Annotated in this window: 16 protein-coding genes; 11 read left to right on the top strand and 5 right to left on the bottom strand. The window is 70.1% G+C overall.

Going from position 1 to position 18,943, the window contains the following annotated elements; all coding sequences use genetic code 11:
• Positions 1–290: 290 nt before the first annotated feature.
• Positions 291–719, bottom strand: coding sequence for a hypothetical protein (locus tag IH45_RS0132140; protein WP_234440757.1), 429 nt, complete (start codon positions 717–719; stop codon positions 291–293).
• 273 nt (positions 720–992) lie between these two features.
• Between IH45_RS0132140 and IH45_RS0132135 the strand changes: the two genes are divergently transcribed.
• Both IH45_RS0132135 and IH45_RS0132130 read left to right on the top strand, forming a co-directional pair.
• Positions 993–1,301 (top strand): hypothetical protein, encoded by a 309-nt coding sequence (locus tag IH45_RS0132135; protein ID WP_030676653.1) that lies wholly within the window; start codon positions 993–995, stop codon positions 1,299–1,301.
• Positions 1,298–2,110, top strand: a complete 813-nt coding sequence (locus IH45_RS0132130) for a WXG100 family type VII secretion target (protein ID WP_030676650.1) — start codon at positions 1,298–1,300, stop codon at positions 2,108–2,110. Before IH45_RS0132135 ends, IH45_RS0132130 begins: the two co-directional genes overlap by 4 nt.
• A 126-nt stretch (positions 2,111–2,236) precedes the next feature.
• On the opposite strand, the gene IH45_RS0132125 is transcribed toward IH45_RS0132130, so the two are convergent.
• Entirely contained in the window at positions 2,237–6,193 is a 3,957-nt protein-coding gene (locus tag IH45_RS0132125; protein WP_030676647.1) for a type VII secretion protein EccC, read from the bottom strand.
• Between the two features lie 281 nt (positions 6,194–6,474).
• Here IH45_RS0132125 and eccD point away from each other — a divergent pair, with 281 nt between their 5' ends.
• From eccD to IH45_RS0132095, 6 genes are all read left to right on the top strand, one after another.
• Positions 6,475–7,947 (top strand): type VII secretion integral membrane protein EccD, encoded by a 1,473-nt coding sequence (gene eccD / locus IH45_RS0132120; protein WP_030676644.1) that lies wholly within the window; start codon positions 6,475–6,477, stop codon positions 7,945–7,947.
• A gap of 238 nt (positions 7,948–8,185) precedes the next feature.
• On the top strand, positions 8,186–8,473 hold the full coding sequence (gene rpsO, locus IH45_RS0132115) for a 30S ribosomal protein S15 (protein WP_030676627.1): 288 nt from the start codon (positions 8,186–8,188) through the stop codon (positions 8,471–8,473).
• Between the two features lie 300 nt (positions 8,474–8,773).
• Positions 8,774–10,984 carry a polyribonucleotide nucleotidyltransferase gene (locus IH45_RS0132110; protein ID WP_030676626.1) on the top strand — a complete coding sequence of 737 codons (2,211 nt, stop codon included), beginning with the start codon at positions 8,774–8,776 and terminating at the stop codon, positions 10,982–10,984.
• Positions 10,981–12,360, top strand: a complete 1,380-nt coding sequence (locus IH45_RS0132105; RefSeq protein ID WP_030676625.1) for a M16 family metallopeptidase — start codon at positions 10,981–10,983, stop codon at positions 12,358–12,360. The genes IH45_RS0132110 and IH45_RS0132105 overlap by 4 nt, the downstream gene beginning before the upstream one ends.
• Before the next feature lie 39 nt (positions 12,361–12,399).
• Positions 12,400–13,152, top strand: coding sequence for a 4-hydroxy-tetrahydrodipicolinate reductase (gene dapB, locus IH45_RS0132100; protein WP_030676624.1), 753 nt, complete (start codon positions 12,400–12,402; stop codon positions 13,150–13,152).
• 11 nt (positions 13,153–13,163) lie between these two features.
• Positions 13,164–13,616, top strand: a complete 453-nt coding sequence (locus tag IH45_RS0132095) for a tetratricopeptide repeat protein (protein ID WP_030676623.1) — start codon at positions 13,164–13,166, stop codon at positions 13,614–13,616.
• An 84-nt stretch (positions 13,617–13,700) separates the two neighbouring features.
• Here the strand turns inward: IH45_RS0132095 and IH45_RS0132090 are convergent, their stop codons facing one another.
• Both IH45_RS0132090 and IH45_RS0132085 read right to left on the bottom strand, forming a co-directional pair.
• Positions 13,701–14,252 carry a hypothetical protein gene (locus tag IH45_RS0132090; protein ID WP_030676622.1) on the bottom strand — a complete coding sequence of 184 codons (552 nt, stop codon included), beginning with the start codon at positions 14,250–14,252 and terminating at the stop codon, positions 13,701–13,703.
• Positions 14,253–14,379: 127 nt separating this feature from the next.
• A complete protein-coding gene (locus tag IH45_RS0132085) occupies positions 14,380–14,619 on the bottom strand; it encodes a hypothetical protein (protein WP_003982657.1) in 240 nt (79 codons plus the stop codon).
• 234 nt (positions 14,620–14,853) lie between these two features.
• Between IH45_RS0132085 and thyX the strand changes: the two genes are divergently transcribed.
• From thyX to IH45_RS0132070, 3 genes are all read left to right on the top strand, one after another.
• Entirely contained in the window at positions 14,854–15,615 is a 762-nt protein-coding gene (gene thyX, locus IH45_RS0132080) for an FAD-dependent thymidylate synthase (RefSeq protein WP_032918725.1), read from the top strand.
• Positions 15,616–15,851: 236 nt separating this feature from the next.
• Entirely contained in the window at positions 15,852–16,751 is a 900-nt protein-coding gene (dapA, locus tag IH45_RS0132075; protein WP_030676620.1) for a 4-hydroxy-tetrahydrodipicolinate synthase, read from the top strand.
• A gap of 113 nt (positions 16,752–16,864) precedes the next feature.
• A complete protein-coding gene (locus IH45_RS0132070) occupies positions 16,865–18,550 on the top strand; it encodes a ribonuclease J (RefSeq protein ID WP_030676618.1) in 1,686 nt (561 codons plus the stop codon).
• A 110-nt stretch (positions 18,551–18,660) separates the two neighbouring features.
• On the opposite strand, the gene IH45_RS1000000150270 is transcribed toward IH45_RS0132070, so the two are convergent.
• A partial coding sequence (locus tag IH45_RS1000000150270; protein ID WP_234440756.1) for a hypothetical protein occupies positions 18,661–18,943 on the bottom strand: 283 nt, incomplete at its 5' end.

Here is an 18,943-nt window from a genome sequence, read left to right as displayed (position 1 = left end):
CCGCTCTCTCCCGCGTGCGCTTCTCCGGCACGCGACCGCGCACGATAGCAATACCGGTCGAGATCACGATGCGAACCGGCAAGTACCGTTCAGGGCCGATCGGATACCGGCGAATACGATCGATCGTCGGCCGGGCGTGGACGAGCGGGAGAACCAGGTGTGCATCGGGGCCGAAGCCGTCGAAGGTGCCGAAAGCCCGTACCCGGGAAGAATCCCGTTCACGGCGTACGGTCCGCCGTGAACGGGTCTGAAGGGTCCGTGCCCGGCCGTGAACAGCCGGGAGACGCCGGTCAGTTACGGTGGCCGGCGCCGCCCCGGCCGCCCCGCCGCGGCCCCGTGACGATGGCGCCCGAGGGACCGTCGCGCTCGGCGCGCTCCTGGTCCTCGCGCTCCTCCTGCTCCTTCTGCCACTTCGCGAACTGCTCGCGGGACGCCTCCCGCTCGGCCTGGGTCTGGTTCTCGGCCGCCCGCCGCATTTCGTTCATGCGGTCGCCGATCGCGCCCATGTAGTCCTCGGACTGGATGGCGTCCTTCATGCCGATGCGCCCGGAGAGCACCTCCTGCGCCATCTCCTGGAGCTTTCCGCCGACATTGGGGTTGGTGGCCAGTGTCTGCAGGGCCTTGCGCAGCCGGTGCGCCTGCTCGCGATCCTGGGCCACGTCCATCAGATCCTCGTCCTGGATCTGCCGATCATTGTCCGCGCCGCTCATACCGCTCATGTCTTCTGCCCCCGGTGAACTCGGTGGTACAGCAACCGCGTGTGCTGCACCGGCGTCAAGAGTCTAATGACGGATCCGAACGGCTCGTCAAGGAGGGTTGATGGCATTGCGGGATATTGGTCCCTTTTCCTTCCCCCGCACCGCCGTCCCGCCGCTTCGCTCGCGGCGGTCGGCCGCTATCCGGGTGTGCTAGACCTGGGGCCTTGTCCGGCAGGCCGCCGCGCCATTCGAGCCGCGTCATTCGAGCAGTGCCAAACAATTCGGGGAGAAAAGATGTCAGACGAGGTCCGGATCAGTACCGAGGAGCTGCACAAGCTCGGTACGCAGTTCGAGATATCCGCGGACGACCTGGGCCGGCAGCTGACCGCTTTCAGACGGCGCACCGACGCCGAGGCGCTGTGCGACGGGTTCGGCTCGCGGGCGGCCGCCGGCCCGTATCTGGAGCTGTACGAGCAGGCCGAGCGCGCCCTCGAACAGCTGCGGGAGCGGCTGGCGGAGGTGGCCGGCGGCATCAGGGAGACCGCCGTGGCCACCGACGCGGCCGAGGCGGAGCTGGTCGAGACGATCCGGGAGGTCCGGTGACCGAGCGGCGCAACCCCGAGGCCCTGCACGAGGCGGCAGCCGGCTGGCGGGACATGGGCAAGCACCTGGACGGCCTCGTACGGGGCCTGGACCGGCACGTGGGCGAGGCCGCGGCGGCCAACTGGCAGGGACCGGCGGGCGAGGCCTTCGCGGCGGAATGGCACCGTCTCAAGCGGTCCGTCGACGAGACGCTGCCGGCCTTCGAACTGGCCGCCGCCGACCTGGAGAACGCCGCCTCCGAGGACAAGGGGGCGCACGCGGGCGCGGGCTCCGGCGCCCACGACTCCGCGCCGGCCCCTTCCCAGGACGACGGCGGCCAGTCGTCCGGTACGCAGACCGCGTACGGCTTCATGGCCCTGGGCCAGCTCGCCACGTCGCTCGGCGGCGCCTTCCGCAGCAAGGGCGGCAAGGGCGGCGGCCAGGGGCAGCGGCCCCCGCTCACGGCCCGGTGGGAGACCTCCCACGCCCCCCAGGGGCCCGACCCTTTCGGCCCGCCGCGGGCCGGTGACGCGAAGAGCGCACGGGGCGGCGCGGGCGTGGCCAAGGGCGTACGTACGGGAGAGCCCGCCGCCGACGGGGCCACGCCGAAGCCGACGGCCAAGCCGACCGGGGCGCAAGCGTCGGCCGATCCGGCAGTCCCCAGGAAGACCGGCGGGGCCGGAGCGGAACAGACGACGGAGAAGGGGAAGGGCAAGGACGCCTCGCAGTCCGGCCCCGGAAGCGACGCCGCGAAACAGCCCGCCCCCAAGGGCGCCGACAACAAGGTCGCCAAGGAACCCGACGTCCGCCGCCACGGCGCCTTCGGCTGAGCCGGAGCGTCATCACACGGGCCGGTAGAGGCCCCGTAGAACGCCGGTGGGGCGCCCCTCCCGAGGGAGAGGCGCCCCACCGTCCTGCGTGCGCCGGGCGGCCCGTCGAGCCGTCCGGCGCCTGCGTCAGCCGCTGTGCGCCGGCAGCCAGCCGGTCTGCACCAGCTGGGCCCCGCGCTTGCGCGTGATGAACTGCGCACGGCCCGGCGTCAGGCTGGTCGCCTTGAGGTTGCCCATCAGCGGACCCTCGCCCGGGTCACCCGAAAGGATCAGACCCTGGGCGCCCAGCTCCTTCGTACGCTGCATCACCGGCTCGAACGAGGACCGTCCGGCACCCGACGAGCTGCGCGCCAGGATCAGACGCAGACCCAGGTCGCGGGCGAACGGCAGGTACTCCAGCAGCGGCTGCAGCGGGTTGCCGCTGCTGGTCGCCACCAGGTCGTAGTCGTCCACGATCACGAACGCGTCGGGCAGGTCGTACCAGCTGCGGTTGCGCAGCTGCTCCGGCGTGACGTCCGGCCCCGGCATCCGGCGGCCCAGGGAACCGGCGAGCCCGGTGATGACCTCCTGGAGCTGCGGTCCCGCGGCGCAGTACTTGTACATGTGGCTCTCGGGGATCTCGCCGAGCAGCGCGCGCCGGTAGTCGGAGACCACCATGAGCGCCTTGTCCGACGGGTAGCGCTCCGAGATCTGCTTGGCGATCAGACGCAGCAGCGAGGACTTGCCGGACTCGCTCTCGCCGTAGATGACCAGCAGCGGGTCGGTCTCGAAGTCGATGAACGCCGGCGACAGCGTGGTCTCGTCGACACCGATCGCGATGCCGTGCTCCGGGTAGTCGCCGCCCTTGGGCAGGTCGCTCGCCGGGAGCAGCGTCGGCAGCATCCGCACCTTCGGGGCGGGCTCGCCCTGCCAGTGCTCCTTGACGGTGGCCACCAGGTGCGCCATGCCGTCGCTGAGGCTCTCCGGCTCCTGGACGCCGTCGATACGGGGCAGCGCCGCCAGGTAGTCCAGCTTCTCCGGGGACAGACCGCGGCCGGGGCGGCCCATCGGCACGTTCTCCGCGCGCTTGCGGTCGAACTCCGACTCCATCGGGTCGCCGAGCCGCAGCTCGACGCGGTTGAGGAGCTGGTCGCGCAGCGCCGGCCGCACCTCGGTGTAGCGGGAGGCGCCGAGGACCAGGTGGATGCCGAAGCCCAGACCGCGGCTGGCGATGTCCAGGATGACCGGGTCGAGCTGCTCGTAGTCGGTCTTGAAGGTGCCCCAGCCGTCGATGACGAGGAAGACATCGCCCCACTTCTGGTCGGGGAACGCGCCGGCGGCACGCCGCTGGCGGTAGGTCCCCATGGAGTCGATGGAGTTGGCGCGGAAGAACTCCTCCCGCTCGTTGAGGATGCCGACGACCTCGGCGACCGTACGGCGGACCTTCTCCGCGTCCAGACGGGAGGCGACACCGCCGACGTGCGGCAGGTCCTCCAGGGCCAGCATGCCGCCGCCACCGAAGTCGAGGCAGTAGAACTGCACCTCGGCCGGGGTGTGGGTGAGCGCGAAGCCCGCCATGGCGGACCGGATCAGCGTCGACTTGCCGGACTGCGGACCACCGACGACCAGGCCGTGACCGGCGCCCGCGGAGAAGTCCAGGTACATCACGTCACGCCGCTGCTCGAACGGCTTGTCCACGAGCGCGACCGGCACGACCAGCTTGCCGAGCGCCGTGTACTCCGGGGCGTGCACGCCCCGCTCGGGCGTGACCGCGAGCGCCGGCAGCAGCTGGTTGACGGTGGGCGACTCGTCCAGCGGCGGCAGCCACACCTGGTGCGCCGGCGGGCCCTGGCCCTGCATCCGCTGGACGATCACGTCCAGGACGGTGTCGGCGAGCGCGTCGTCCTGCTGGTCGGCGAGCGACGGCTCCTCGGCGATGATCTCCTCGACGATCGGCGCCAGCACCGGCGACGCGGTGAACGGCACCGGCATCCGGTTCGTACGGCCGCCACCGCCGCCCCCGGCGGCCCCGGGCCCGCGGTACGGACCGGACACGTACGCGGCCTTGAACTGCACCATCGTCTCGGTGTCGTACTTCAGGATGCCGGAACCCGGGACGTTGGGCAGGTGGTAGGCGTCCGGCACGCCGATCGCCGTACGGGACTCGGCCGCGGAGAACGTCCGCAGACCCAGCCGGTAGGACAGGAACGTGTCCAGGCCGCGCAGCTTGCCCTCTTCCAGGCGCTGCGAGGCGAGCAGCATGTGCACACCCATCGAACGGCCGATCCGGCCGATCTGGATGAACATGTCGATGAAGTCCGGCTTGGCGGTCAGCAGCTCGGAGAACTCGTCGAGCACCATCACCAGCGAGGGCAGCGGGTCCAGCGGGGCGCCGGCCGCGCGGGCCTTCTCGTAGTCGGTGATGTTGGCGTAGTTGCCCGCCGAGCGCAGCAGCTCCTGACGGCGCTGCAGCTCACCGGTGATCGAGTCGCGCATGCGGTCGATCAGGCTGACGTCGTCGGCCAGGTTGGTGATGACCGCCGCCACGTGCGGCATGTCGGACATACCGGTGAAGGTGGCGCCACCCTTGAAGTCCGCGAGGATGAAGTTGAGCGTCTCCGAGGAGTGGGTGACCGCCAGTGCGAGCACCAGGGTGCGCAGCACCTCGGACTTGCCGGAACCGGTCGCGCCGACGCACAGGCCGTGCGGGCCCATGCCCTCCTGCGAGGCCTCCTTGATGTCCAGCATGACGGGCTGGCCGTCCCGGTCGACACCGATCGGCACGCGCAGCCGCTCGTGCAGCGTGCGCGGGCGCCAGGTGCGCGAGACGTCCACCGAACCGGCGTCGCCGATGTTCATCAGGTCCGTGAAGTCCAGGTTGGACAGCAGCGGCTCCTCGCCGTCGGCGCCCGAACCGGCCCGCAGCGGCGCGAGCTGGCGCGCCAGCGACTCCGCCTCGGAGACCGACAGGGTGTCCACGGTGCCGTTGTAGACCGCGCCGCCCGCCGACTCCAGCACCAGCTTGCCCGGCCACACCTGTACGGCCAGACCGCCGCGGATCTCGTCCAGCTCGCCCGGCACGATCTCCAGGATCGTCACGCCCTGCAGGCCCTCGGCCCCGGCGATCACCGAGTCCACCGGCACGTCGCCGGCGTCCAGCACGACCACCACGTGCGGGGTGTCGGTCACCGGCGTGCCCTGCGGGTTGAACCGGCCGCGGCCCTCCAGCTCGTCGGCCAGCAGCTCCTCGATCTCGCCCAGGTCGCCGACCACCAGCCGCCGGGTGCCGGCGCCGTCGGTGGTCTTGTCCTGGACGTGCGGGAGCCACTTGGTCCACTCCCACTCGGCCTGCGCGCCCGGCGCGGCCACCACGGCCACCACCAGGTCCTCCGGCGAGTGCAGTGTGCACAGCTGCGCGAGGATGGCGCGCGCGGACCCGTACACGGTGTCCGGTTCGCCCGAGATCGTCAGGTGGTAGAAGGCGCGCAGCGAGACCGCGAGCGGCAGCGAGTCCAAATGCCCGTGCTTGTCGAGGAATTCCTTCATCGCGTGCGCGGTGAGCGGCTCCAGCTCGTCGACCGGCGCGGTCTCCGGGGCCTTCAGGGGCGTCGCCAGCTGCTGCGGGCCCAGGCCCATCCGTACCTGTGCGAAGTCGGCATCGGATGCCCGGCGTTCCCAAACGCGTTTGCCCTCGGCCACGATCGACCACAATTGGCCCGGATCGGGGTGGACGAAAAGCTGCGCGTCACGCTGTTTGCGTGCGGTGCGCCGTACTTCCTTTCGCTTCTGCGCCAGGTATTTGAGGTAATCCTGGCGCTCCTGGAGCATTTGCCCGGAAGGCCCTTGCCGGGCCTTGACGATCTGGACAATAGCCATCGCGAGGGTGGAAACCACCATCACGCCGCCCATGATCTTCATGAACGGCTGGGTGCCCATGAACAAGAATCCCGCCGAACCCGCCATGCCCATCATCGGCATGAGGTTCATCAGCATGTTGTCCTCGCCCTCGCGAGGCAGCTCCGGAGGAGCTTCGAGCGTCAACTCCTCACTGGGGATTTCAGGTGGAAGCGCGCGGGGCGGGCGCTTGACGATGACAACGCTCACCGAGGCATCAGTCCTTCATGCATCTCGCAGTCTCGGACCGCCCCCGTTGGTTCGACGGTCCCCCGGACCAAGTCCATGGCCCGACGCAGGCGTTGATCCTACTGTTAACGGTCAAGTGCCGGGGCGGGTGGGGCGGCGGCCTAATTGGGGGGTACGCTGACGCCTCGCGAGCGCGGGCCGGGTCCCGTTACGGCGTCCCTATATATAAGGCACGGCGACGGCGCCCCTATATATAAGGCGCGCACGCGACAAACTGCCCAACGGATAGGGGGAACCGCCAGGTGAGCACGACTACAGGCACCGGCTTCTGCCGGGTCACAGTCGCCGCGCCGGACGCACGGATCGACGTGGCACTGCCCGAGGATGTCGCACTCGTCGATATTTATCCGGAGATCCTGCGGCTCTCCGGCCAGTCCCAGGCGGAGGGCGCCCCCACCGGTTACCACCTGGTGCGCCGGGACGGCACGGTCCTGGACGCCGGCCAGTCCCTCGCCCAGCAGCGCATCCTCGACGGCGACCTGCTCCTGCTGCGGCCGTTCGCCGAATCGCTGCCGCTGCCCGTCTTCGACGACGTCTCGGACGCCGTCGCCTCCGCGGTCAAGCGCAACCGCAACCGCTGGAGCGACGACCTGATGAACATCGTCGGCCTCACCGCCGGCGTGCTGCTGCTCGTCATGATGGCGTTCGCGCTGTGGTTCTCGAACCCGGTCGACCGCGACATGCACCGCCTGCCCGGCATCATCGCGGGCGTCACCGGCATCGTCCTGGTCGCCCTGTCCGGCGTACGGGCCAGGGTCTACGACGACCACGCCTCCTCCATCGCGCTGGGCCTGGCCTCGCTGCCGCACCTGCTGCTCGCCGGCTCCGGCATCATGCCGGTCGCCGACGGCGAGGGCCCGGGCCGCCTGCAGTTCCTGGTCGGCTGCGTGACCGTGCTGATCGCGTCCGTGCTGCTCGTGGTGCTGCTGCCGCGCGGCGACGCGCCCTTCGTGGCCGCCGCCTTCCTGGCCAGCATCGGCACCCTCGCGGTCTTCGCGTCCATCCTCACCGAGGCCGAGCCGCGCGAGGTCGCCGCGGTCACCGCCATCGTCGCCATCGCGGTCGTCGCCTGGCTGCCCAGCCTGTCCTCGCGCTTCGCCCGGCTGCCCATCGGCTACAAGTCCCCCGACCAGATCGCCAAGGGCCCGCACGACGGCGACCAGGACGCGATGACCGAGTCGGTGGACTTCGTCCGGATCGGCAACCAGGCCAAGCGCGGCCACGAACTGCTGCTCGGCCTGGTCGCGGGCTGCTCCGCCCTGGTCGTCGGCGCGGCCGGCGTCGTCCTCGGCTTCTCCGACAACGTCTGGGCGCAGCTGCTGGCGCTGGCCGCGGGCATCACGATCATGCTGCGCGCCCGGCTCTTCGACTACACCGCGCAGGTCGCCTGCCTGACGGTGGCCGGCATCCTGACGATCGTGCTGCTCGTCCTGGGCATCTCGCTGCACCCGCCGACGGACATCCTCATGGACCTCGCGCGCTTCGGGGACGCCGGGCCGCTCAACATCCGTACGGTCTGGTTCTCCGCCAGCATCGCGGCCGGCGCCGCCGTCCTGGTCGGTGTGGGCCTGATCGTCCCGAAGAAGGGCGTCACCCCCTTCTGGGGCCGGCTCTTCGACATCTTCGACGGCGTCGTCCTGCTGTCGCTGGTGCCGCTGTGCCTGGCGGTGCTGGACGTGTACGGCACCGTGCGCGGCCTGACCAGCTCCTCGTAGGCCCGCGCCCCGTACGCACCCCCGTGGCCCCGTAGCCTCGTAGGAGCCCGGAAAAGCTCCTCGTACGGATGACACCCGCACCACGCGGGGTCACCCGTACGACCGGCCCCCTGACCGCCCGGTCAGGGGGCCGGTGCGCAGCTGGTACTCTGTGTGATGGCCTAGGTCGAGTAATCGAAGATTCCCTGTGAAGACGATCCAGGGGCGCTCGCAGGCCAGGAACACCCAAGGAGTACGCGTGTCGCTCGACGCCGCCACGAAGAAGCAGATCATGGCCGAGTTCGGTACCAAGGAGGGCGACACCGGCTCCCCCGAGGTCCAGGTCGCGCTGCTCTCCCGCCGCATCTCGGACCTGACCGAGCACCTGAAGACCCACAAGCACGACCACCACTCCCGCCGTGGTCTGCTGCTGCTGGTCGGCCAGCGCCGCCGCCTGCTGCAGTACCTGGCGAAGAAGGACATCACGCGCTTCCGCGCGCTGGTCGAGCGCCTGGGCATCCGCCGCGGTGCGGCGGGCGCCAAGTAAGACGACGTGAAGGGAGCGGTTCCCACACCCGGGGGCCGCTCCCTTTGCCGTACGCACCGGACGTCCGGTCCACTGCCCGGTGGACCCGGACTTTGTAGTCTGGTCCCATAACGCCATAGCGAACGAGGTGGGGCGCCCTTCAGCCGCCGGTCCTCGGTAGTGGCCCCCGGATGGCACGCGGACGACCGCGCGGCCCCGTATCCGGGTGCTTCGATCGAAGACCGGCCCGCAATTCCGGCGCTCCACCGACGAAGGTCCGCAGCCACACGGGCGGCGGACGCAGACGAGGAGATATCCCTGGTGGAGAACGAGACCCACTACGCCGAGGCCGTCATCGACAACGGCTCCTTCGGCACCCGCACCATCCGCTTCGAGACGGGCCGCCTGGCCAAGCAGGCCGCCGGCTCCGCCGTTGCGTACCTGGACGACGACACCATGGTGCTGTCGGCCACCACCGCTTCGAAGAACCCCAAGGACCAGCTGGACTTCTTCCCGCTGACCGTGGACGTCGAGGAGCGGATGTATGCCGCCGGGAAGATCCCCGGCTCCTTCTTCCGCCGTGAGGGCCGGCCCTCCGAGGACGCGATCCTCACCTGCCGCCTGATCGACCGGCCGCTGCGCCCCTCCTTCAAGAAGGGCCTGCGCAACGAGATCCAGATCGTCGAGACGATCATGGCGCTCAACCCCGACCACCTCTACGACGTGGTCGCCATCAACGCCGCCTCCTGCTCCACGCAGCTGGCCGGCCTGCCCTTCTCCGGCCCGATCGGCGGCACCCGGGTCGCCCTGATCAACGGCCAGTGGGTCGCCTTCCCGACCCACACCGAGCTGGAGGACGCCGTCTTCGACATGGTCGTGGCCGGCCGTGTCCTGCCGGACGGCGACGTCGCGATCATGATGGTCGAGGCGGAGGCCACCGAGAAGACCATCCAGCTGGTCAAGGACGGCGCCGAGGCCCCCACCGAGGAGGTCGTCGCCGCCGGTCTGGAGGCCGCCAAGCCCTTCATCAAGGTGCTGTGCCGGGCCCAGTCGGACCTGGCCGCCAAGGCCGCGAAGCCGGTCGGCGAGTTCCCGATCTTCCTCGACTTCCAGGACGACGTCCTGGAGGCGCTGACCAAGGCCGTCAAGGGCGAGCTGGCCCAGGCCCTGACCATCGCCGGCAAGCAGGAGCGCGAGTCCGAGCTGGACCGTGTCAAGGCGCTGGCCGCCGAGAAGCTGCTGCCGGAGTTCGAGGGCCGCGAGAAGGAGATCTCCGCCGCCTACCGCGCGCTGACCAAGACCCTGGTGCGCGAGCGCGTCATCAAGGAGCAGGTCCGCATCGACGGCCGTGGCGTGACGGACATCCGTACGCTCGCCGCCGAGGTCGAGGCCATCCCGCGGGTGCACGGCTCGGCCCTGTTCGAGCGTGGCGAGACCCAGATCCTGGGCGTCACCACCCTGAACATGCTCCGCATGGAGCAGCAGCTGGACACCCTCTCCCCGGTGACCCGCAAGCGCTACATGCACAACTACAACTTCCCGCCGTACTCCACCGGTGAGACCGGCCGCGTGGGTTCGCCCAAGCGCCGCGAGATCGGCCACGGCGCGCTCGCCGAGCGCGCGCTGGTGCCGGTGCTGCCGACCCGCGAGGAGTTCCCGTACGCCATCCGCCAGGTCTCCGAGGCGCTCGGCTCCAACGGCTCCACCTCGATGGGCTCGGTCTGCGCCTCCACCATGTCGCTGCTGAACGCCGGTGTGCCCCTGAAGGCCCCGGTCGCCGGTATCGCCATGGGCCTGATCTCCCAGGAGATCGACGGCAAGACCCACTACGTCACCCTCACCGACATCCTCGGTGCGGAGGACGCGTTCGGTGACATGGACTTCAAGGTCGCCGGTACGAAGCAGTTCGTCACCGCCCTGCAGCTGGACACCAAGCTGGACGGCATCCCGGCGTCCGTGCTGGCCGCGGCCCTCAAGCAGGCCCGCGACGCGCGTCTGCACATCCTGGACGTGATGAACGAGGCGATCGACGTTCCGGACGAGATGTCCCCGAACGCGCCGCGCATCATCACCGTCAAGATCCCGGTGGACAAGATCGGTGAGGTCATCGGCCCCAAGGGCAAGATGATCAACCAGATCCAGGAGGACACCGGCGCCGACATCACGATCGAGGACGACGGCACCATCTACATCGGTGCCGCCGACGGCCCGGCCGCCGAGGCCGCCCGCGCCACGATCAACGGCATCGCCAACCCGACCATGCCGGAGGTCGGCGAGCGCTACCTGGGCACGGTCGTCAAGACCACCACCTTCGGTGCGTTCGTCTCCCTGCTCCCGGGCAAGGACGGTCTGCTGCACATCTCGCAGATCCGCAAGCTGGCCGGCGGCAAGCGCGTGGAGAACGTCGAGGACGTGCTCGCCGTGGGCGCCAAGGTCCAGGTGGAGATCGCCGAGATCGACCAGCGCGGCAAGCTGTCGCTGGCTCCGGTCATCGAGGGCGAGGACGAGGCGAAGGACGACGCCGCCAAGTGACGTCCCGTAGCTCACGGACGACGGCCCGCACCTCTTCGGAGGGGCGGGCCGTCGCCCGTACCCAAACGCTTCTCAAAGGCACCGCCGGCGCCGGCACGGTCCGCAAGACGGTCCTGCCCGGCGGCCTGCGCGTGGTCACCGAGACCCTGCCCTCCGTACGCTCCGTGACCTTCGGCATCTGGGCGCACGTCGGCTCCCGCGACGAGACCCCCTCGCTGAACGGCGCCACGCACTACCTGGAGCACCTGCTCTTCAAGGGCACCGGGAAGCGCAGCGCGCTGGACATCTCCGCCGCCATCGACGAGGTCGGCGGCGAGATGAACGCCTTCACGGCGAAGGAGTACACCTGCTACTACGCGCGGGTGCTGGACACCGACCTGCCGCTCGCCATCGACGTGGTCTGCGACATGCTGACCGGCTCGCTGATCGAGGCGGAGGACGTCGAGGCCGAGCGCGGCGTGATCCTCGAAGAGATCGCCATGACCGAGGACGACCCGGGCGACTGTGTGCACGACCTGTTCGCGCACACGATGCTCGGCGACACCCCCCTCGGCCGCCCCGTCCTCGGCTCCGTCGACACGGTCAACGCCCTCACCCCCGAGCGCATCCGCCGCTTCTACAAGAAGCACTACGACCCGACCCGCCTGGTCGTCGCCGCCGCCGGCAACGTCGACCACGCCAAGGTCGTCCGCATGGTCCGCGCCGCCTTCGAGAAGGCCGGTGCCCTCGACCGTACGGACGCCACCCCGACGGCCCCCCGCGACGGCTCCCGCCGGATCCGTACGGCCGGCCGCGTGGAACTGCTCAACCGCAAGTCCGAGCAGGCCCACGTGATCCTCGGCGTGCCGGGCCTGGCCCGCACCGACGAGCGCCGCTGGGCCATGGGCGTACTGAACACCGCCCTCGGCGGCGGTATGAGCTCCCGCCTCTTCCAGGAGGTACGGGAGAAGCGCGGCCTGGCCTACAGCGTGTATTCGTACACCTCCGGCTACGCCGACTGCGGCCTGTTCGGCGTGTACGCGGGCTGCCGCCCCAGCCAGGTCGACGACGTACTGAAGATCTGCCGCGACCAGCTCGACCAGGTGGCGTCCGAGGGCCTGACCGACGACGAGATCCGCCGCGCGATAGGCCAGCTGCGCGGTTCGACGGTCCTGGGCCTGGAGGACACCGGCGCGCTGATGAACCGCATCGGCAAGAGCGAGCTGTGCTGGGGCGCCCAGATGTCGGTCGACGACATGCTGGCGCGGATAGCGGCGGTCACCCCGGACGAGGTCCGGGAACTGGCACGCGATGTACTGGGACAGCGTCCCTCGCTGTCCGCGATCGGCCCGCTGAAGGACCGGCAGGCGCAGCGGCTGCACGACGCGGTCGCCTGACCTGCGTACCAGGGCTACGAGGAAGAGAGAGCGGGAACGATGAGCAAGCTGCGCGTGGCGGTCATCGGGGCCAAGGGGCGCATCGGCTCCGAGGCCGTACGGGCGGTCGAGGCCGCCGAGGACATGGAACTGGTCGCCGCCCTCGGGCGGGGCGACAAGATGGAGAGCCTGACCGAGGCCGGGGCGCAGGTGGCGGTCGAGCTGACCCACCCCGACGCGGTCATGGGCAACCTGGAGTTCTGCGTCCGCAACGGCATCCACGGCGTCGTCGGCACCACCGGCTGGACCGACGAGCGCCTCGCGCGGCTGCGCGGCTGGCTCGACGCGTCGCCCCGTACGGGCGTGCTCATCGCCCCGAACTTCTCCATCGGCGCGGTGCTGACCATGCGGTTCGCCCAGCAGGCCGCCCGGTTCTTCGAGTCGGCCGAGGTCATCGAGCTGCACCACCCGAACAAGGCCGACGCCCCCTCGGGCACCGCGGCCCGTACGGCCAAGCTGATCGCCGAGGCCCGCGCCGCGGCGGACTGCCCGCCGCAGCCGGACGCCACGAGCAGCGCGCTGGACGGTGCCCGCGGTGCGGACGTGGACGGCATCCCCGTCCACTCCGTACGGCTGCGCGGCCTCCTGGCCCACCAGGAGGTGCTGCTCGGCGGGGTGGGGGAGACCCTCACCATCCGCCACGACTCGCTCCACCACAGCAGCTTCATGCCGGGCATCCTGCTCGGCGCGCGCCGCGTGGTGGTCACTCCCGGCCTGACCGTGGGCCTGGAGAACTTCCTCGACCTGGGCTGACGGGACCGAGCGTGCGAGCAAAGATCACTTACTGCGTCCTCGCGGCGGTCCTGGTCGTCTACTTCGTCCTCGTCGGCAGCCGCGGCGTCCTGCTCATCGAGCAGGGCACCGCGCTGACCGTCGCGTTCGGCGTCGCCGTCCTGATCCTGCCGTTCATCGGACTGTGGTTCCTCTGGCACACCACCCAGTTCGCGCGCAAGGCCGGCCGCCTCGCGCGCGAGCTGGAGGCCGAGGGCGGACTGCCGGTCGACGAACTCCGGCGCACCCCGGGCGGGCGTATCGACCGGGACTCCGCCGACGAGGTCTTCGACCGGCGGCGCGCCGAGACGGAGCAGGCGCCGGAGGACTGGCGCACCTGGTTCCGGCTGGCCGTCGCCTACCACGACGCGCGGGACACACCGCGGGCCCGCAAGGCGATGCAGCGGGCCATCGCGCTGCACGACGGCAAGCCGGTACGGGTCTGAGCCGTACGGGCGCGACCTGAGGCGTACGGGCGGATCGCCGACCGGGGCCGGTTCCGAGCCAGGAGCCGGCCTCGAGGCGTGTCCCTACCGGCGGTACTCCGCCGCCCACGCCTCCAGCACGTCAGCGGCCCGCTCGAACGCCTCGGGCCGCCCCATGAAGTCACCGTTGCGGTCCGTGACGAGCGTGCGCAGCGCGGTGCCGCCCTGCCGCTCGACGACCAGCGCCTGGCCCTGCACCGTCCGCGGCAGGCCCAGCCAGCGCACCGGCCGCTGGGCGGTACGGACGACGGCCACCTCGCTCCAGCGCAGCGTCGTCGTCCGCAGCAACTCCACCTGCCGCAGGCCGTGGGCGCTCACCCACACGCCCACCCGCAGGAAGCGCACCGCCAGCGCGATGATCAGGAGTGCGACGCCGACGCAGACCGCGGCGGCGGGCAGCGCGCCCGCGGCCACGATGATCACCGCGGACAGCAGGACGAACGAGGCCAGCAGCAGAAACACGGCCGCCGCCCCCACCCGCCCAGGGCCCGGACGGTAGGGACGGCGCCAGTGATCAGGCCCGGCATGGGGCAGCGGGGCCGCTTCGACGGCCTGGTCGTCGAGGTCGCGGTCGGCCGTCAGGAAGGTCAGGGGCACGGCGGGTCCTCACTCCAGGGCACGCGGATGAAGGCTGTGACCGGTGAGGTTATCGGGACTTACGTGCCGGAACCACTTCGTGCGCGGCGGCACGCGCGGTGTCGTGTGCGCGTGCCGCCCGGCCGGGTCAGCGGCCGTGCGCCGCCTCCGATTGGTGCGTGCCGACACCGGCGGTCTCCTGCTGGAGGGCCGGAACGCCGAACAGCAGGGCGCCGGCGAGACCGCCGACGACCGTCAGGCCGATCAGTGAGCGGCCCGCGAGCTGGGCACGACTGACGCGTTCTCGGGGCGGGGGCGCGACATTGCTGCGGAACCGATCGGCCTCGGCGACGAAGGCGAACGGCACGGGCTCTCGCCGGCGGAACATGAGCGGGCTCTCCTTGGAACCTCGAAGTGGGCACTGTCACAGGGTTAGACGACTGTCGCGTCCGTTTGGTGCCCGTTTTCCGCAACTTCTGTGAAAAATATCAACCGCGGTTCGAGCCGGACGAAACGGTGTCCGTTTTTGTACGTTACGCGGTATCTCGCCGCAATTCCTGGACTGTCGGTGGCGGGCCGTAGGCTGGGGCGCGCCACGTGGAATGAACGGAAGGAACCGCTGGTGTCCCCCTCTACCCCCGACGAGAGCGTCCAAAGCTCCGAAGGTCCGGCCCCGAGCTTCCGGAGCGAGGTGACGGTCGAGCTGGTCAAGCACAGCGCCGCGGACAGCGACGTCCTGTGGGCGGCCCGCGTCTCCACCGCCGGCGAGCAGTCGCTGGAGGAACTGCAGAAGGACCCCGAGCGCTCCAAGGGCCTGATCAACTTCCTGATGCGGGACCGGCACGGCAGCCCCTTCGAGCACAACTCGATGACCTTCTTCATCAGTGCGCCGATCTTCGTCTTCCGCGAGTTCATGCGGCACCGCGTCGGCTGGTCGTACAACGAGGAGTCCGGCCGCTACCGTCAGCTGGAGCCGACGTTCTACGTCCCCTCCGAGTCGCGCAAGCTGGTCCAGCAGGGCCGCCCCGGGAAGTACGAGTTCGTCGCGGGCACCCCCGAGCAGCACGCGCTGGCGAGCAAGACCATGGAGGAGTCCTACCGCCAGGCGTACGCCGCCTATGAGGAGATGCTGGCCGCCGGTGTGGCCCGCGAGGTAGCCCGCTCGGTCCTGCCCGTCGGTCTGTTCTCCTCCATGTACGCGACCTGCAACGCCCGTTCGCTCATGCACTTCCTGGGCCTGCGCACGCAGCACGAGCTCGCGGCCGTGCCGTCCTTCCCGCAGCGCGAGATCGAGATGGTCGGCGAGCAGATGGAGGCTCACTGGGCGCGCCTGATGCCGCTCACCCATGCCGCGTTCAACGCCAACGGCCGTATCGCCCCGTAAGGCGGCGGTGCCCGCGGCGGCCCGCCGTACCGCGGTGCGGGGCGGCGGGCCGCCGCCGGAGCCGTACCGGACCGCACAGACGTGCCAGGTGTCCGTATTGCGGCATTTTGAGAAGTTCATCTACGCTGAAGAAACGGACCCGGCACTGCTTGAACCCCCGAGCAAGCAGTGCCGGAGTCCACATCCCGGCTCCCCAGGGGCGCGACCCGAGGTGCGCTACGAGTAGCGTGGGACCCATGGCTCCGACTTCCACACCGCAGACCCCCTTCGGGCGGGTGCTGACCGCCATGGTCACGCCGTTCACGGCGGATGGCGCTCTCGATCTCGACGGCGCGCAGCAGCTCGCCGCGCACCTGGTGGACTCCGGCAACGACGGCCTCGTCGTCAACGGCACCACCGGCGAGTCCCCGACCACCAGCGATGCGGAAAAAGCCCAGCTGGTCCGGGCCGTGGTGGACGCGGTCGGAGACCGTGCCTTCGTCGTTGCCGGAGCCGGCACCAACGACACCGACCACAGCCTGGAGCTGGCCCGCGCCGCGCGCGACGCCGGCGCGCACGGCCTGCTCGCCGTCACGCCGTACTACAGCAAGCCCCCGCAGGAAGGTCTCTTCCGGCACTTCACCGCCATCGCGGACGCCACCGACCTGCCGGTCATGCTCTACGACATCCCCGGCCGCAGCGGCGTCCCGATCAACACCGAGACCATGGTGCGCCTGGCCGAGCACCCGCGCATCGTCGCCAACAAGGACGCCAAGGGCGACCTGGGCCGCGCCAGCTGGGCCATCGCGCGCTCGAACCTCGCGTGGTACAGCGGCGACGACATGCTCAACCTCCCGCTGCTGTCCGTGGGCGCCGTCGGTTTCGTCTCGGTCGTGGGCCACGTCGTCACCCCGGAGCTGCGCGCGCTGCTCGACGCCCACCTGCACGGTGACGTCACCAAGGCCACCGAGATCCACCAGAAGCTGCTGCCGGTCTTCACCGGCATGTTCCGCACCCAGGGCGTCATCACGACCAAGGCCGCGCTCGGTCTCCAGGGCCTGCCCGCCGGGCCGCTGCGCCTGCCGCTCGTGGAGCTGTCCGCGGAGGAGACGGAGCAGCTCAAGCGCGATCTCGCCGCCGGCGGGGTACATCTGTAACCACAGACTTCACAACTGAATACGGAAAACAACCGCCAAACCGCAAGTGCACGAATGTCATGCGCGCCACGTGTGCCCCAGGGCGACGTGGCGCGTGTGGTGAGGAGAGTCTTTTGAGTCATCCGCATCCTGAGCTCGGCGCGCCGCCGAAGCTTCCCAAGGGCGGCCTGCGCGTCACCCCCCTCGGCGGCCTGGGCGAGATCGGCCGCAACATGACGGTCTTCGAATACGGAGGCCGGCTGCTGATCGTCGACTGCGGAGTGCTTTTCCCGGAGGAGGAGCAGCCCGGAATCGACCTGATCCTGCCGGACTTCTCGTCCATCAGGGACCGCCTCGACGACATCGACGGCATCGTGCTCACGCACGGCCACGAGGATCACATCGGCGGCGTCCCCTACCTGCTGCGCGAGAAGCCGGACATTCCGCTGATCGGCTCCAAGCTGACCCTCGCCCTCATCGAGGCGAAGCTCCAGGAGCACCGCATCCGGCCGTACACGCTGGAGGTCAAGGAAGGCGACCGGGAGGCTCTCGGTCCCTTCGACTGCGAGTTCGTCGCGGTCAACCACTCCATCCCGGACGCCCTCGCGGTCGCGATCCGCACCCCCGCGGGCATGGTCGTGCACACCGGCGACTTCAAGATGGACCAGCTCCCGCTGGACCGCCGGCTGACCGACCTGCCGACGTTCGCGAAGCTGGGCGAGGAGGGCATCGACCTCCTGCTGTCCGACTCCACGAACGCCGAGGTCCCCGGGTTCGTGCCGCCCGAGCGCGACATTTCCGGTGTGCTGCGCACGGTCTTCGCGAGCGCGCAGAAGCGCATCATCGTGGCCAGCTTCGCCAGCCATGTGCACCGCATCCAGCAGATCCTGGACGCGGCGCACGAGTACGGCCGCCGGGTCGCCTTCGTCGGCCGCTCGATGGTCCGCAACATGGGCATCGCCCGCGAACTGGGCTACCTGAAGGTCCCGGCCGGACTGGTCGTCGACGTCAAGACCCTCGACGACCTGCCGGACGACGAGGTCGTGCTGGTCTGCACGGGTTCCCAGGGCGAGCCGATGGCGGCGCTGTCCCGGATGGCCAACCGCGACCACCAGATCCGCATCGTCCCGGGCGACACGGTGATCCTGGCGTCGTCGCTGATCCCCGGCAACGAGAACGCGGTCTACCGCGTGATCAACGGCCTGACCCGCTGGGGCGCCAACGTCGTCCACAAGGGCAACGCCAAGGTGCACGTCTCGGGCCACGCCTCGGCCGGCGAGCTGCTGTACTTCTACAACATCTGCAAGCCGAAGAACCTCATGCCGGTGCACGGCGAATGGCGCCACCTGCGCGCCAACGCCGAGCTGGGCGCGCTGACCGGGGTGCCCAAGGACCGGATCGTCATCGCCGAGGACGGTGTGGTCGTCGACCTGGTCGACGGCGTCGCCAAGATCGTCGGCAAGGTGCACGCGGGGTACGTGTACGTCGACGGCCTCTCGGTCGGCGATGTCACCGAGTCCTCCCTCAAGGACCGCCGCATCCTCGGCGACGAGGGCATCATCTCGGTGTTCCTGGTTGTGGACTCCAGTACGGGCAAGATCGTCGGCGGTCCGCACATCCAGGCCCGCGGCTCCGGCATCGACGACTCGGACTTCGCCGCCGTGATCCCCAAGATCGACGAGGCGCTGGCGAAGGCCGCCCAGGACGGCGTCGCGGAGCCCCACCAGCTCCAGCAGCTGGTCCGCCGCGCGGTCGGCAAGTGGGTCTCCGACAACTTCCGCCGGCGCCCGATGATCCTGCCGGTGGTCGTCGAGGTCTGATCCCTCACGGGCGCGCGTACACACGTACGGGGAGCGGGGCAACCGGATTTGCATCCGGGCGCCCCGCTCCAGTAGGTTTACGTCTCCGCCTGAAGGGGAACCCCGGTACGTCAACGCGTCCGGCGGCCACCCCGACCGGCGCGGAATTCCGACCCGGAGTAATCTGATAAAGTCGGAATCAGCCGAAAGGCAAAACCCTCCGACGGGTTATCGGAAGCGAATTCGATCCGGAAGCGGATTGCAAAACGGATCTGATAGAGTCGGAAAGGCCGGAAAGCGAAAGCCGGACGGCCGTCCCGCTCCAGCAGGGAGCCGGAAACGGAAAGCGGAAACGCCGAACGGATCTGGTAAGGTTGGAACCGCGAAGAAGCCGAAAGGCCGAAACGCACCGGC

Source organism: Streptomyces rimosus subsp. rimosus, from assembly GCF_000720725.1.
Taxonomy (GTDB): domain Bacteria; phylum Actinomycetota; class Actinomycetes; order Streptomycetales; family Streptomycetaceae; genus Streptomyces; species Streptomyces rimosus_A.
The sequence above is the reverse complement of the archived record's forward strand: the minus strand, read 5'-3'. Positions and strand labels throughout refer to the sequence as shown.

Excerpts from the sequence above, each read along its gene's own strand:
- dapA (WP_030676620.1), top strand. The coding sequence starts at position 15,852 with ATGGCTCCGACTTCCACACCGCAGACCCCCTTCGGGCGGGTGCTGACC.
- IH45_RS0132085 (WP_003982657.1), bottom strand. The coding sequence starts at position 14,619 with ATGTTCCGCCGGCGAGAGCCCGTGCCGTTCGCCTTCGTCGCCGAGGCC.
- IH45_RS0132135 (WP_030676653.1), top strand. The coding sequence starts at position 993 with ATGTCAGACGAGGTCCGGATCAGTACCGAGGAGCTGCACAAGCTCGGT.
- IH45_RS0132140 (WP_234440757.1), bottom strand. The coding sequence starts at position 719 with ATGAGCGGTATGAGCGGCGCGGACAATGATCGGCAGATCCAGGACGAG.
- dapB (WP_030676624.1), top strand. The coding sequence starts at position 12,400 with ATGAGCAAGCTGCGCGTGGCGGTCATCGGGGCCAAGGGGCGCATCGGC.